Origin of the sequence: Paenibacillus chartarius (assembly GCF_042432825.1) — a bacterium.
Lineage (GTDB): Bacteria > Bacillota > Bacilli > Paenibacillales > NBRC-103111 > Gordoniibacillus > Gordoniibacillus chartarius.
On sequence record NZ_JBHLWN010000008.1, the window covers coordinates 20,750 to 35,116 of the forward strand.

Genomic DNA, 14,367 nt, shown 5'->3' on the forward strand with positions numbered 1-14,367 from the left:
GCTTACCTCCACCGCTTCCGTTCGAGCGTCTGAATGCTCAGCAGCAGGAACAGCGCCGCGAGCGTCACGTAGAAGAGCACGTCGGCAAAATTCAGGACGCCCTTCTGCAGGTTGATGACGCGGGCATTCAGCGAGAATTGGGCGAAAATGTCCTTCACATTGCCGCCAAACGCTTCGCCTACCCACTCCACGAGCCACAGCACCAGCAGCAGGACGAACGCCACGATCCCCGACACCATCTGGTTGGACGACAGCGACGAAGCGAACAAACCGACGGCCATCATCGCAGCGCCGAGCAGGAACATGCTGAGATAGGACAGCCAGAGCACCGGCTGATCGAGCGTGCCGTACTGCGACATAATGAGCGGATACACGAGCGAAGTGACCACTAGCATGAACAATACGGTGACCGCCGCTGCGTATTTGCCGAGGATGATCTCGGTCAGCGACGCCGGCGACGTGAGCAGCAGCTCGTCCGTGCCGTGACGGAATTCGTCCGCAACGAGTCGCATCGTCAGCAGCGGCACGATGAACAGGTAGATGAACGTCGTATTGCCGACGATCCCCCGGATATCGACGATGCTCGGCTGCGACAGAACGAACGCCAAGCAGAAGAAGATGCTCGACATGAGCACATAAACGGCGAACGCCACATAGGACGTCGGCGAATAGAAAAACAGCTGCAGCTCCTTGCGGTACATGGCCAGCGCTCTACGCATCGTCTTCCACCTCCTCGTCTTCGCCCGCCGCTCGTTCGGCCGCGCCCGGTTCCTCCGTCGTCAGCTTGAGGAAAATGTCCTCGAGGCTCAGCGACTCGCGCTTCATCTCGAGAATCGGGTACCCCGCACGCGCCAGCGTAAAGAACACGTCCTCACGGATGTCAGTGCGGTCCTTGGCGGTGACAAGCAGCTTGGTTGTCGATGCGCTTGCTGCTGTCGACGTGCCGGCTGCGCCATGCGCGACGGCTGCACGCTGTGCGGCGTCGGCCGCTATTGCGTGCTGTGCGGCGTCGCCCGCGCCGTCGGCGTCAGCCGCAGCCGTTCCGCCGAAGCCGCCGGCATCCGCCCGGTCGGCACCGGCAGCCTCGCCGCCCGCGCCGATTGCCCCGGCGCCCGCAGCCTCCGGCTCCTCCAGCAGGAGGCCCGGCAGTCCTGCCGGAGCTTCCTCGTTCACCAGCTTGATCTCCGCAACGGCGTCGATCCGCTTCAGCTCCGTCCGCACCTCGTGCGCCGGGCCTTTTACCTCCAGCCGCAGCTCGAATTGCTGGCCCATGGCGCTGCCGAGATTTTCCGGCTTCTCGTCGAGCACGACGCGTCCCTGATTGATGATCAGCACGCGGTTGCAGATCGCGTTCACCTCTGGCAGGATGTGCGTGCTGAGCAGCACCGTATGATTTTCGCCGAGCTCCCGGATCAAATCGCGAATCTCGATAATTTGCTTCGGATCGAGGCCCGACGTAGGCTCATCCAAGATAAGCAGATCCGGCTTATGCAAGATCGCCTGCGCCAAGCCGACACGCTGCTTATAGCCCTTCGACAGCGAGCGGATGATCTGCTTCTCCCGCCCCTGCAGGCCGAGCTTCCCGATCGTCTCGGCGATGCGCGCCTTCTGCTCGCGGGCCGGCACATCGCGCAGATTGGCGATGAACTTCAAATACGCTTCCACCGACAGCTCCGGATAGAGCGGCGGCGTCTCCGGCAAATAGCCGATCTTGCGGCGCGCCTTGCGCGGATGGTCGGCCATCGACAGGCCGTCGACGGTAATGCTTCCTTTGGTCGGGTTCAAATAGCCGGTAATCATGCGCATCGTCGTCGTTTTCCCGGCCCCGTTCGGTCCGAGAAAGCCGACGATCTCGCCGCGGCTCATCGAAAACTCAATATTATGAACCCCTCGCTTGTTCTCGTACAGCTTGCTGACTTGCTTCACTTCGAGCACACCGGCTCCTCCGTTTCATGAGATGATGATGGATGGGAAACCTCGGCCTTAGCCCCGAAAACCATCCTCAGCATACCCGCCCAACAATAACGCAACCTTAAGCAAAGCTGAATTTTCCATTAAAAAAATGTGTCTAAATTGTGACAATCCTCAAAGGAGCCCCTTGTCGTATAACGAATATTAGACAGCAAGGAACGGTTTCAACGAATTGACGAGGCGCTGCGGGAGCGTGGCTTCGCGGAGCAGCTGCACCTCATTTATTTTCTCGAATTGCACGACTTGTACAGGATCGGCGAGACATTCCACTTTGAAACCATTTACAACAACTTCGTTCATGCCGTGCAGCCTTATCCCGATCGCAGCATTCCGTTTAGGAAGTACCGGAAGATAACTCGGAGAAGAGCGGGCAGGGGATCGGCTTGTTCATGGTGAAGAAGCTGGCCGATCATTTTGCCGGTGACATTGCGCTGGAGAGCGAGCTGGGCCGAGGGACGACGGTCCGGCTCAGCTTACCGCTGGTGAGGGGCAGGGAATAGACCGGGGATGCCAGGGCTGCCGGCCCCATACAGGTAATGTCCGAAACCGTCAGGCGGCCTTTCCCGTATAGTGCTGCAAAAAGGAGTGGTGACGCTTGACGGAATCGAGAGAAGCGCTGCTGCAGGAGCTGCAGACCATTACCAAATGGGAAAAGGAACAGAAAGACCTATGGTTCTGGGAGAAGCTTGGCCGCCTGCCCTTCATGCTTCTGGACCGGCTCACGCCTCGAATCGTTCAGGACAAAATCGGCGCAGCGCTCGATGAAATCGGCAAGTTCCTGCAAAACGGCGGGGATTACCTTGTTTCCGAAAGAGCGATTGTGCGGAGGCTGGAGAAGGCGGCTGGCGAGGCGACCGGTGAACATGTCGAGCTGAGCCTGACGCGGAATAACCGGACGAACGATACGGAATCCGACGAAACGTCACAAGCGGAGGACGGCGGCCATGTCGAGGACCCGGCAAATGCTGAAATACAGACTCTTTCAAGGACGGTTGCCTTGCGGGAGCTCCCGCTAGCCGTCATGGACAAGGTGGCGGACGACTTGGGCAGCAGCCGTACCGATATCGCGACGGTTCAAGGGGCGACGACCGGCTTCGGCGGCATGTTTACGCTTGCGGTCGACATTCCGGCGCTGCTGGGCTTGTCCTTGAAGGTGCTGCAGGAGACGGCCATCTGCTACGGCTTCGATCCGAAGGAGGAACGGGAGCGCAAGTTCATCGTAAAATGCTTGCAGTTCGCTTCCTCCGACATCGTCGGCAAGAAGGCGATCCTCGAGGAGCTCGCCGATTACGACAACCCGCACAAGAACGTGCAGGTGATGAGCCAGCTGCAAGGGTGGCGGGAAGTTGCGGCCGCTTACCGCGACAGCTACGGGTGGAAGAAGCTGTTCCAGCTTGTCCCGATCGCCGGCGCGGTCTTCGGCGCCTTCTCCAACCGCGAGTCCTTGGCGCAAGTAGCCGAAGCCGGGAAGATGCTGTACCGGAAGCGGCGGATTATGGAGCGGCTGCAGCTGCATTGACGAGGACGGGGATCTCGGGCAGTGTAAAACAGCTTCTCCGATACAATGTACGGCTTCGGGCTCCTGCGGGGTCAAGTGCTCCCGCTGACCAGCTATCCGACCAACCATAGCGGTCTCCAAGGACCTAATTAGGTCTGAAACAAGACTTCTCGGGAAATAACGGTCTGTCAGGGTCACCCTCACGAAACCGTTAATGACTCTGCAAGGCCGCTTCGCTCAAACGCCGCTAGCCCAATTTTTACGGGCTAGCGGCGTTTATTGGTCAGCCCCCGGGCCGCCCCCGCAGCCGGACAAAATCCTCATACGTCCGCACGCCCGGCACCGGCTTCGTAACCTTCCATGGCCAATATTTCGCCGCATGCGATGTGTTGAATATGACGACGGTCTCGCCCGGTCTCAGCCAGCCTTGCTCGTGCAGCTGCACGAGACCCGCCCACGCTGCGGCGCCCTCCGGCGAAGCGGACAGGCCGTGCCGCGCCAGCCGCCCGGCGGCTTCCCGAATGTCGGCGGCGGACACCGCCACGGCCGTACCGCCCGTAGTACGCAATATATCTAGCAGCAGCTGCAAGTCCGGCGGCTTCGGCACGCGCAGTCCGGTCGGCTGCGACGTCACGGCAGGCTTGCCGGGAGCAGCCTCACCCGGCCGAAGCGCCGCAGCCCTGCCGACATCCGGTGGCGAGTCAGCGGCGCACCGGTCTCTCTTCGGCATCTCCGCCTCCGCTTCCGGCATTCCGGCCCCCGCTTCGCTTGACATGCCGTGAACAACCGGCTCACAGCCGATCTCCTGCACGGAGACGAACCGCGGCAGTTCGCCCTGCACCCAGCCCAGCGCTTTGAGCTGCTCGAACGCCCGCCACAGCCCGATAACACCGGAGCCTCCGCCGGTCGGGTACACGATCACGTCCGGCAGCACCCAGCCCAGCTGTTCGGCCGCCTCCAGGCCCATCGTCTTCTTCCCTTCCGCGCGACCCGGCTCCTTCAAGGTGCCGACATGAAACCAGCCTTGCTCCTGCACGCCCTCGCTAATGATTGCACCTGCATCCTGGATCAAGCCATCCACCAGATACGTATGCGCTCCGTACAGCAGGCACTCTTCGAGGATGAGTCCGGGACAATCGCGCGGCACGAATACATGCGCTTCCATCCCGCATCTTGCCGCATAAGCGGCAAGCGCGGTGGCCGCGTTCCCGTTGGAATTGACCGCAACCCTCCGCACGCCGCGCTCATGCAGCAGCGTCACCGCCGCCGAGAAGCCGCGCGCTTTAAAGCTGCCTGTCGGATTCAGCTCCTCCCGCTTGCTGTACAGTCCGCCCAGGCCCAGCTCCCGCTCCAGGCTCTTCAGCCTCAGGAGCGGCGTTCCGCCCTCCCCGAGCGTGACGATCTTGAACGGATCCCGAACCGGCAGAAGCTCGCGATACCGCCACATCGTCCAAGCTCTTGACAGCAGATCCTCCCGCCGCAATCCGGCACCGATCCGCTCGATATCGTACTCCACAAGCAGTGTGCCTCCACAATCGCACCTGCCGATTGTCTCAAACGGCCGGGAGCACCCGCAGCGGGAGCAACGCAGCACATAAGCCTCCATAACGAGCCTCCGTTCCTTCAGAGATTATGCCATTTCGGCAACAAGGCATCTCTTCATTGTATAAGAACCGGAGAGAACGGCGACGGCAGCTACCTACACCGCAGGCTCCGATGGGCAGGTGTACGGACCATTTTGCCGTGATGAACGTATCTTGTAGGGGAAAACCCCTGCGTAAAGGAGACGCACGATGCCGAATACAAGCAAATGGAGCAAATATAAAGCGCTGCGGCGCCATGCCGAGCTTCGTCCGGTACTGCCGGAAACGGAGTGGATGAAGGAGGCTTCGCTGCGCCGCATGCTGGGCAAGTACCCGAAGGTCGTCATCAAGCCGACGCACAAATGGGGCGGACAAGGGATTTTATTCGTCTCGCGTCTCGATGACGGCAGCTATGAGGTGCAGACCGATAACAAAACGAAGAAGCTGAGTACGCTGCAGGCGACGTACGCCTATATCAACAAGGTCAAGCTCTCGCCCTGGTATATTGTTCAGCAGTACATTCCGCTCGCCACCGTCGATAAGCGGCCTTTCGACATCCGCGTGATGGTGCAGCGCCGGCACGGCGGCGGGAGCTGGACCGTCACCGGCAAGCTGGCCAAAATCGCCGGCAGCGGCTATCAAGTGACCAATGCGAGGCGCAGCCGCGGCACGGTCGCCACGGTCAAGTCGGCCTTCGGCCGTTCTTCCGTCAACGATACCGTATCGTTCGAACACCTCGAGAAGGAGCTCGATGATTACGCGCTTCGGATCGCCCGCAAGCTGCAGCTTGCTTACCCCGGCATTCGTACGATGGGACTCGATATGGGGATCGGCACGGACGGAGGCGTGTGGCTGATTGAGGCGAATTTTACCCCTATGCTCGGCCTGTTCCGCCAGTTGAAGGACCGCCGCATGTACCGCACCATCATGGCCTTTCAAACGAGTAAAGCCACTCCGTAACCGGAGTGGCTGGATTGCTTCGCATCCGTTCCCGCTTGCCGCCGGCTTGTTCGATTCGCCGGGGGTGCATGGAGATTTCCGCTTCCTCAAGCGGCTTTGTCTTACCGCTGCTCCCGGACGAACGCAATGAAGCTCCTTGCCTCGTCGAGACTAAGCTCCCTGCCTTCGTAAGTGAGGACAAATCGCCGCAGCAGCTCGTCATCCTGCCTATTCAGCTCCAGAATAAACTCCATTGCCGCCGCATTCACCGTCTGTTCCGTCTCTCCGTCATCCAACCGAATCATTGTCCTCCTCCTTTCGCCTCGCCCCGCCATGTTGGGCTCGACGCCCCTCCGGCGACAGCTTCGCCAGCAAATACAATTGGTCAACACCTTTCGCCGAAGACAGCTGAACGAGCCGTTGAAACCGATTCAGCTTCTCGTCGAGCTTCGTGCTCGCTTTCACGACAGCGGGGTCGCATAGGCTGTTCAGCTGATCCGACCGGTCATGCATATTCTTGCGAAGACTCCCGATTTCTTCAATGATGATCTCGACTAATAGAACCATCCCCATGCCTCCTCAAAGCTGAAGCGTAGTGGTTGATTGGAGCCGCCAGAAACTGTGGATATTGGATAGGATCACCGAGATACTTAACAATATGTGTAACTTCTGCTTGTCTACACTATAACTCTATGAAAGCAGAAAGTTTGTCGAATTTTCTTGATAGTGTAAAATATTTTTTCCGCCGCCGCAGCATAAATCAAAAGCCCTCCCAACAGTATCCCGTTAGAAGAGCCCTCATCCTCATCGATATTTTCCTGGACATTCACAGCCCGGAATCAATTCCGGTCTTAAGATCAGTAAGCCGCAGCAAGGATGTGCATCCCGGGAATGTTCTAGCCGGCCAGCCAGCTAATGCACTGCCGCAGCAGCCCGAGCTGCTCCGGATGGAGAAGTCCGTCCCGCAGGTGAGCCGGGGTCAGGCAGCAGACGCGGCCTTTGCCGAAGCTGTGCGACCAGCCGGCAATCGACTCGCCGTCAACCGAGCGGGAGCGAAGGAATACGTTCGTCCGCTCCGTATCGCAATGCACAAAATAATGCTCGTCAACGATAGCGAACTGCACGCGCCTATTCCCGTCCTCCGCACGCTCCCTGCACTCCGCACCGCCGGCGGCAGTGTCCCCCGGATATCCGCCCACGTAGGTAACTGTCTGATGCTCGCTGGGATGATACTTGAAGTAGCCCCGCAGCATTTGGACGTATGCCCCCTCAACCGCATAGGAAGCAAGTCCGGAATGCCAGGCAAGCCAGCCGCCTCCGCTCTCCACATAGCTCACAATGCGCGCCGCGAGGTCCGCCGACATCCAGAGCCGGTCCGGCGCATCCTGCGGCTGAATACGGTCTTCCTTGAAGAGAAGAACGGCTTCCGGATTTTCGCTTAGTTTTCCCGTCAGCTGCTCTACCGTCGCATATTCGACCTGCCACCGCACGTCCTGCTCCCGCTGAGCCGCCTCGAGCGATTCCTTAATCAACGCCGCGTCGTGATAATAGTCGCCTACAACCGCTACAATCCGCTTCATCCATATCCCTCCCGCTTCTCCTTTATGAAATAGCAACGTCCGCCCAATGCTTCAAGCATAGGCGGACATTAGCGTAAGCCATTCCTTAAGCGTTCCTGCTGCTTCCGGTGCGGAAGAAGAGCAGCACGCCCGCAGCGATCAGCACGACAGCGATAATCGGCTGGCCGGCGGACAGCCCGTTCCAAAGCGCCCCCAGCGAGAATAAGGCGAAGAACAGCAGCGATAAGACGAGCAAAATATTAATCGGGATCAACAGCCAGCGGTTGCGCCCGCCAAACCAGTAGAGCTCGAATAGGCCGACCGACACGGCAAACAGGAAGCCCGGCCACATCACGCTCCACAGATCGAAGAGCATCGCAATCTGGCATACGACCCCCGATACGAGCAAAATCCCGCCCGGTACAAGCAGCCCCGCTCCGCGCCGGCCCGTCATGCCGAAATACAGCCAGTGGAAAAACACCCCAAGCGGCAGGACGAACATACTGGGCCAGAACAGGCCGAACAAGGTGCCGACGCTGTACGTCTCGCCTCGAACCGTAAACAAAATAATCCCAAGGGCTATCAGCCCTAATCCCAATAACGCGTTTCTATTCATCGTAATCCCATTACCGCCTTCGCTCCATATTTTTACTCTGCTGAGGTCATCTTACCGCACCGCAGCCGCTTCGTCATCATTCTCAAGACCGACAAGCACCCCGGCGCTAGTCGGAAAATGCGCAGACCGCCATAGGGAGCACGTCTATTCGACGGCAGCAGGACGGTCCGATTGCCGCGTGCGATGCCGGACGCCCCATTCGTACATGATGTCAAAAATCGGCTCCAGCGTCTTCCCGTATTCGGTCATCTCGTATTCCACGCGCGGCGGCTTCTCCGGAAATACCCGGCGCTCAATCAGGCCGTCCGCTTCCAGCTCTTTGAGCTGCTGCGCCAGCATCTTTTGCGAGATGCCGGGAATGAGCCTGCGAAGTTCGTTATAGCGCCGTCCTCCTTCATGCAGATGCCATAGGATCAGCATTTTCCACCTTCCGCCGATCGCTTGAATCGTCGTAGTTACGTGGATATAACAGTCAATATCCTCCGCGTCATACGCCGGGTCGGCTTGCAGCGATTCCAAGAACATCGGTCGTTCCTCCTCCGCCATTTTGCCGGCTCCACCCGGCACAATCGGCCGCGATCCCTCGCTGCCGAAACAATTCCATTTTATAACACACACGCACTTTCATACAGCCTTGCCAGCTAACAAAAAAGTAACTATCCGAAAATAAAGTGCCTTCTTGTTCGATGACATCCGCAGCGGTTATCGTTAGAGCATGAGATCGGAAAACGAATTCCGAATCGGGAATGACAAGGAGGAAGCGGCGAATGGAAACCAAGTTTAAAGACAAAGCAGTGCTCGTTACGGGCGCCTCCCGCGGGATCGGACGCGCGATTGCAGAAAGCTTTGCGGAACAGGGAGCGAAGGTCGTCATCAATTATTCCAGCAGCGCCGATATGGCGAAGGAGGCTGCCGCCGCCATCCAAGCCAGCGGCGGAGAGGCCGTCGCCATCAAAGCCGACATCGGCAGCCCTGCCGAAGTGGAGCGGCTCTTCCGGGACACGCTGGACACGTACGGCCGTCTCGACGTGCTGGTGAACAACGCCGGGATCATGATGACCAAGTCGATCGAAGCGTTTACGGAGGAAGATTTTGACCGATTGTTTACGATTAATGTGAAAGGGACGTTCTTTGCCTGCCAGCAAGCTGCGCGGCATATGCAGCCGGGGGGACGCATCATCAACTTCTCCACTTCCGTAGCCGGCTCGATCTTCCCGAATTACAGCCTATATGCCGGATCCAAGGGCGCGGTCGAGCAGTTCACCCGCCAGCTGTCCAAAGAGTTCGGGCCGAAGGGCATTACGATTAACGCCGTCGCTCCCGGCCCCGTCAATACGGAATTGTTTACGGAAGGGAAGTCGGAGGCTCAAATTCAAGCGATCGTGAACATGAACGCATTCGGGCGGTTAGGCGAGACGAACGACATCACCGGCACCGTGCTGTTCTTGGCTAGCGAGGAAGCCCGCTGGATTACAGGCCAGACGGTTCGAGTCAACGGCGGATACGTTTAATAGACGGGGAGGGGTCCTGGATCGAGCTAATGGGCTCCATTCTGGAGCAGGAACTTCAAAACGGCCAAGCAAATGGCATGCGATTTGACATCTGAAATCGCATGCCATTTTTCTGTATATCGCTGCACTTTTGCAGGCATTTGCCGCCGATAGCCGGTTAATGAACTCAATACCTGCACTTTCGCATGAATCCTCCGATCAAATGCGCCTTTCAAATAAAGTCCGTTCCGGCAAAGCAAAACGGCCTGCCTCCCGGCAGACCGTTCATTTTTATTTCACCAGCTGTCCGCGCGTCACGCCGAGCTGGTTCGTCGCTTTCAGCGACTTCCATACCTGTGACCCGCTGACCTCGCCGCGCAGCGCCTTCGAGTACAATCCGAGCACCTCAGCAACCTTTTCTTCGGTTTCCTCGAGGAACTCGATCCGATACGACGTCACGCCCAGCTCGAGAAAATGCTGCAGGTACTCCGCCCCCGACTGCTCGATCGCGTTGTACACCGTGTTGCGGCAGCCTTCGTCGACGCGCACCGGGTGCGACATGCCGATCCGGTCCTGCAGCGACACCCGCTTCTCCTCGCACGGGCGGCCGCAGTTCGTGTAGTCCGTGCCTTCGCTCAGGAACGTGCAGTACACGCAGTGCTCCGTATGGAACATCGGCAAGTGCTGGTGCAGGACGATCTCAAGCTTCGACGTGTCGGTGCGGCGCAGCAAATCGACCATCTGCTGGATGTTGAGGTCGTACGACGGCGTCACGAGCGAGCAGCCGGCGTCCAGGAACAGCGCCGCCGTCTTATGGTTGGCGATGTTCAGCGAGAAGTCGCCGATCAGCTGCGGGCGCGGTTCTCCCGGGTTCTCGCTGAAATGCTTCATGAAGAAGTACAGCGCCCCCGTATTGCGAACCAGCACCGCGTCCGGCCCCAGCTTCAGGATGTTGCGGAAATATCCCGTCTCCCCCGGCATATGAATGCGCGGCGTCACCAATGCGATCTTCTTCCCCGCCGCATGTACGGCTTCGACGGCCGCCGGGAACTGCTTAATAAACTCGAAATCCGCGTAGATCAGGTCGACATCAGGCGCATGCTTCAGCACGGCCAGCACTTGCTCCAGCGACCGGCACAGCGCGGTCAGCCGCGCCTGCTGACGGCGCTCGCTGACCGGCACGAACGCCGCATTGTCGCCGGCCTCCGCCGGAACGTCGGCGTAGATGTCGACGTCCCGCTTCACGTACACCGGCGGCTTTTGCCGCTCTTGCTCGAGCAGCTCCACTGCGCGGCGGCGCAGCGCGTTCAGCTCGCGCATCGGCACGATCAGCTCGCCCTGCAGGTGCACCTCGACGCTGTCCAGCTCGAAGATCGTGCCGCCGAGGCGGCCGAGCTGCTCCTCGAACAGCGCCGCGTCCATCGGCCGCTTCTCCGCCCGAACGAGGTGCAGCTCGGACTCCACCGTCACCGTATGTCCGCCGGCGACGTCGGTCCACACGGTGCGCAGCGGCCCGCCTTCCGCACCGAACACCTTCACCCGCACCGGGAACGTGCGGTACGGCTTGTCCGTCTCAAACGTCTGACGGAGACGCTTGTCGAGGTGCGGATCGTTCGTCTTCCACACCCGATCCCCAACGCGGACGCGGCTGAGATCGACGTCGTTCCGTCCCGGAACGAGCTCGATGATGCCGCCCTCCGCTTCACCCTCGAGCTTCTGCCCGCGGCGGCGCAAATCGTACACGCGGCCGCCCTCTTCCTTCTTCGTCGGGTCGCCCGCGTCGAACACGATGCCGTCGCCGCGCTTCACCGGCGCTTCCAGCTCCACGACGGCCGCATCCTTCAGCACCTGCTTCACGCGGCCGAGAAACACGCCCCGGCTCTTCGGGAACGTTCCTTCAACCAGCTTCTTATTATTGGTCCCCTTCAAGAAGCCGTGCGTGAACCCGCGCGAGAAGCTCTGCTGCAGCTCGCGCATCTCCGCCTCGCTCGGCCCCTCGCTCGAACCCGCAAAATACCGGTCAATCGCCGCCCGGTACTTGCTGACGACGTTGGCCACATACTCCGGGCTTTTCAAACGGCCCTCGATTTTGAACGACGTAACGCCCGCCTCGATCAGCTCCGGCACCAGCTCCACAGCCGCTAGATCCTTCGGCGACAGCAAATACGCCACGTCGCCCATCGGCTTCTGCACCCCGTCGACCATCAGATCGTACGGCAGGCGGCACGCCTGCGCGCACTCGCCGCGGTTCGCCGACCGGCCGCCCCACATTTCGCTCGTCAGACACTGGCCTGAATACGACACGCACAGCGCGCCGTGCACGAACACTTCCATCGGCAGCTTCGCCTGATCCCCGATCTGCTTGATCTGCTTCAGGTTGTTTTCGCGACCCAGCACGACCCGCTCGATATCGAACGGCTTCGTGAACTCAACTGCCTCCGGCGACGTAATTGTCATCTGCGTCGAGCCGTGGATCGGGAAATCGGGAGAGATTTCGCGAATCATTTTCACAAGTCCGAGATCCTGCACGATGACCGCATCCACCCCGGCGTCGATGCAAGCCTCGATCAGCTGCCGCGCATCGTCCAGCTCCTCCTCGAACACGAGAATGTTAAAGGTCAGGAACCCTTTAACCCCATACATATGAAGGAACGACATAATGTCCGCCAGCTCGTCCATCTTGAAATTGTGGGCGCGCGCCCGGGCGTTGAACTTCTCCACCCCGAAAAATACCGCATTCGCCCCGTTCGCCACCGCCGCCCGCAGGCAGTCCCAATCGCCCGCCGGCGCCAGCAGCTCTATATCTTCTCTGCGCAATTTGCTCATCGCTTAAGTTCCCTTCTATATGAAAAACAAAAATCGCCGCTGAACCAGCGGACTCCTTCTAAGTGTACCGCCCGTCCGGGCTTGTTGCAACTGGCGGGAGAGGCTGACGGTACTATTTTCACCAATTAGGCTGAGGACATTCTAAATTTGCGCAATTAAATTCCTTGACGGGAATATTCCTATTATGGTATATTCAAAATGCAAAGAGCGGCACGATCGCGAATCGCTTACGAAGGAATGGATGCCTATGGATACGACGATATGGAGTGCGCTTGCCGAATCGAACCGCCTGCGGATCGTCGAGCTGCTGCGCGGCGGCCCGTTGACCGTGGGAGAGATCGCCGGCCGGCTGCAGCTTCGTCAGCCTCAAGCATCCAAGCATCTCCGCATTTTGCTGGAGGCAGGCATCGTCGAGCTGAAGCCCGAGGCCAACCGGCGCATCTACAAGCTGAGGCCCGAGCCGTTCGAGGACATGAATGCATGGCTGAAGTCTTACCGCGGCATCTGGGACGACCGTATGCGGCGCATGGCTGCTTATCTTCAAGACTGGCAGCGGACCAACCAACCTACTAAGGAGGATGAATGAGAATGACGAGCCAAATGTTATCGAGAGTGGAAGACGAGAAGGTACTGGTGCTGGAGCGTGTATTCGATGCGCCGCGGGAGCTGGTGTACCGCATGTTCTCGGAGGCGGAGCATCTGAGGCACTGGTGGGGGCCGCGCGGCTGGGAGGTCACGCATTGCGTGGTGGATTTTCGCCCGGGCGGAGCGTGGCATTACTGCTTTAAGTGTATGGATAGGAATCAGGGCGATTTCTACGGCATGGAATCGTGGGGCAAGGGCCTGTACCACGACATCGAATCGCCGGAGCGCATTGTGTACGACGACTACTTCTCGGATGCGGAAGGCAATCTGAATACGGAGATGCCTGCTACGGCTTGCACGCTGCTGTTTGAGGAAGAGGAAGACGGCAAGACGAGGCTGATCAACCGCGCGGAGTATGCAACGGCCGATAACTTGAAGATGGTTATGGATATGGGCATGCTGCAGGGGATTACCGAGACTTGGGATCGGTTGGAGGAGCGTCTGGCGGAGCTTCGGAAGTAACCAACGAAGACCATTATTTTGCGGTGATGGGGAAACTAACTTGCAAGACAGTGTATACGCAGCAGTCGAAGGAGCGGCCTTCGGCTGCTGCTTTCTTTCTATCATAACCTGGTATTGATATTTTTGGTAATTTATGAAAGAATATGTATGTTCTAGCGTACACACACTGCTGTCAGTTCCGCTATCCTGCAAAGTACATCGACGTATCCACTGCTAACCTTGTCTATGTTGATCAGCTTGTATATATTCAATGAAATCCGGATGAATGAAGTACTGGAAGTGCATTCCCTGGTTCATCGATTTGCCGTCCCGCCTCAAACCGCCCAAGCCGTCGCGGATCTATGCGGATTTCTCTTTGCCTTCGGCTTCGGCACGGGATCGTTGGCTAATTGATCATGCACAATTCCCCGCCCTACAATCACATCTTTATGGCCGTTACGATAATCGGCTTTGTCTTATCGTTTATTGTTAAGCCGAACAAAAATCATGACAACAGGAGGTAGTGGAGTCTTGTATGCCATCGCAAGGAAAGAATTCCTCAACATGTTTCGAAGCTTTCGTTCGATTGCGGTCATCTTGCTCTTCGTGATCGTAGCCTTCTCCATGTCCAGCTTTGTAAAAAGTAACCCCGATCTGCTGTTCAAGTTCTAGTTTTTACCGGATATATCGTCGGATTCAATATGCTGCTAACGACAGTTGTCCGCAAGCCTGGTTATTCCATGTTTATTAGTGTATTCGGGGGAATTCTCATTCCTGTTATCGGAATATGGAGTGCTTT

16 protein-coding genes and 1 pseudogene are annotated in these 14,367 nt (G+C 58.5%); 7 read left to right on the forward strand and 10 right to left on the reverse strand.

Going from position 1 to position 14,367, the window contains the following annotated elements:
- Positions 1–2: 2 nt before the first annotated feature.
- The 3 genes from ACFFK0_RS00905 to ACFFK0_RS00915 all read right to left on the reverse strand — a co-directional run bounded on the left by ACFFK0_RS00905 (position 3) and on the right by ACFFK0_RS00915 (position 2,271).
- Positions 3–719 (reverse strand): ABC transporter permease, encoded by a 717-nt coding sequence (locus tag ACFFK0_RS00905; RefSeq protein ID WP_377467695.1) that lies wholly within the window; start codon positions 717–719, stop codon positions 3–5.
- The gene (locus ACFFK0_RS00910; protein WP_377467697.1) at positions 712–1,935 is read right to left on the reverse strand and encodes an ABC transporter ATP-binding protein; all 1,224 of its coding nucleotides are present in this window, start codon (positions 1,933–1,935) and stop codon (positions 712–714) included. Before ACFFK0_RS00910 ends, ACFFK0_RS00905 begins: the two co-directional genes overlap by 8 nt.
- A 180-nt stretch (positions 1,936–2,115) precedes the next feature.
- The gene (locus tag ACFFK0_RS00915; protein ID WP_377467699.1) at positions 2,116–2,271 is read right to left on the reverse strand and encodes a hypothetical protein; all 156 of its coding nucleotides are present in this window, start codon (positions 2,269–2,271) and stop codon (positions 2,116–2,118) included.
- A 65-nt stretch (positions 2,272–2,336) separates the two neighbouring features.
- Here ACFFK0_RS00915 and ACFFK0_RS00920 point away from each other — a divergent pair.
- Positions 2,337–2,471, forward strand: a pseudogene (locus ACFFK0_RS00920) (ATP-binding protein); the annotation flags it as partial.
- Positions 2,472–2,566: 95 nt separating this feature from the next.
- Entirely contained in the window at positions 2,567–3,490 is a 924-nt protein-coding gene (locus tag ACFFK0_RS00925; RefSeq protein WP_377467701.1) for an EcsC family protein, read from the forward strand.
- A gap of 262 nt (positions 3,491–3,752) precedes the next feature.
- Here the strand turns inward: ACFFK0_RS00925 and ACFFK0_RS00930 are convergent, their stop codons facing one another.
- Positions 3,753–5,075 carry a threonine synthase gene (locus ACFFK0_RS00930; protein WP_377467702.1) on the reverse strand — a complete coding sequence of 441 codons (1,323 nt, stop codon included), beginning with the start codon at positions 5,073–5,075 and terminating at the stop codon, positions 3,753–3,755.
- Positions 5,076–5,262: 187 nt separating this feature from the next.
- Between ACFFK0_RS00930 and ACFFK0_RS00935 the strand changes: the two genes are divergently transcribed.
- Positions 5,263–6,012 carry a YheC/YheD family protein gene (locus tag ACFFK0_RS00935; RefSeq protein WP_377467704.1) on the forward strand — a complete coding sequence of 250 codons (750 nt, stop codon included), beginning with the start codon at positions 5,263–5,265 and terminating at the stop codon, positions 6,010–6,012.
- Between the two features lie 101 nt (positions 6,013–6,113).
- Here ACFFK0_RS00935 and ACFFK0_RS00940 read toward each other — a convergent pair whose 3' ends face one another.
- The 5 genes from ACFFK0_RS00940 to ACFFK0_RS00960 all read right to left on the reverse strand — a co-directional run bounded on the left by ACFFK0_RS00940 (position 6,114) and on the right by ACFFK0_RS00960 (position 8,691).
- Entirely contained in the window at positions 6,114–6,296 is a 183-nt protein-coding gene (locus tag ACFFK0_RS00940; protein WP_377467706.1) for a hypothetical protein, read from the reverse strand.
- Complete coding sequence (locus ACFFK0_RS00945; protein ID WP_377467709.1) at positions 6,280–6,558, reverse strand: aspartyl-phosphate phosphatase Spo0E family protein; 279 nt, start codon at positions 6,556–6,558, stop codon at positions 6,280–6,282. The genes ACFFK0_RS00940 and ACFFK0_RS00945 overlap by 17 nt, the downstream gene beginning before the upstream one ends.
- Positions 6,559–6,887: 329 nt before the next feature.
- Positions 6,888–7,571 (reverse strand): ThuA domain-containing protein, encoded by a 684-nt coding sequence (locus tag ACFFK0_RS00950; RefSeq protein ID WP_377467711.1) that lies wholly within the window; start codon positions 7,569–7,571, stop codon positions 6,888–6,890.
- 85 nt (positions 7,572–7,656) lie between these two features.
- Positions 7,657–8,166, reverse strand: coding sequence for a hypothetical protein (locus ACFFK0_RS00955; protein ID WP_377467713.1), 510 nt, complete (start codon positions 8,164–8,166; stop codon positions 7,657–7,659).
- A gap of 144 nt (positions 8,167–8,310) precedes the next feature.
- Positions 8,311–8,691, reverse strand: coding sequence for a winged helix-turn-helix transcriptional regulator (locus tag ACFFK0_RS00960; RefSeq protein ID WP_377467714.1), 381 nt, complete (start codon positions 8,689–8,691; stop codon positions 8,311–8,313).
- A 242-nt stretch (positions 8,692–8,933) separates the two neighbouring features.
- On the opposite strand from ACFFK0_RS00960, the gene ACFFK0_RS00965 reads away from it, so the two are divergent.
- Positions 8,934–9,677 carry an SDR family oxidoreductase gene (locus ACFFK0_RS00965; protein ID WP_377467717.1) on the forward strand — a complete coding sequence of 248 codons (744 nt, stop codon included), beginning with the start codon at positions 8,934–8,936 and terminating at the stop codon, positions 9,675–9,677.
- Between the two features lie 270 nt (positions 9,678–9,947).
- On the opposite strand, the gene ACFFK0_RS00970 is transcribed toward ACFFK0_RS00965, so the two are convergent.
- Positions 9,948–12,482, reverse strand: a complete 2,535-nt coding sequence (locus ACFFK0_RS00970) for a U32 family peptidase (protein ID WP_377467719.1) — start codon at positions 12,480–12,482, stop codon at positions 9,948–9,950.
- 247 nt (positions 12,483–12,729) lie between these two features.
- On the opposite strand from ACFFK0_RS00970, the gene ACFFK0_RS00975 reads away from it, so the two are divergent.
- From ACFFK0_RS00975 to ACFFK0_RS00985, 3 genes are all read left to right on the forward strand, one after another.
- Positions 12,730–13,068 carry an ArsR/SmtB family transcription factor gene (locus tag ACFFK0_RS00975; protein WP_377467865.1) on the forward strand — a complete coding sequence of 113 codons (339 nt, stop codon included), beginning with the start codon at positions 12,730–12,732 and terminating at the stop codon, positions 13,066–13,068.
- 2 nt (positions 13,069–13,070) lie between these two features.
- Positions 13,071–13,589, forward strand: coding sequence for an SRPBCC domain-containing protein (locus ACFFK0_RS00980; protein ID WP_377467721.1), 519 nt, complete (start codon positions 13,071–13,073; stop codon positions 13,587–13,589).
- Between the two features lie 510 nt (positions 13,590–14,099).
- A complete protein-coding gene (locus tag ACFFK0_RS00985) occupies positions 14,100–14,240 on the forward strand; it encodes a hypothetical protein (RefSeq protein ID WP_377467723.1) in 141 nt (46 codons plus the stop codon).
- Positions 14,241–14,367: the final 127 nt, after the last annotated feature.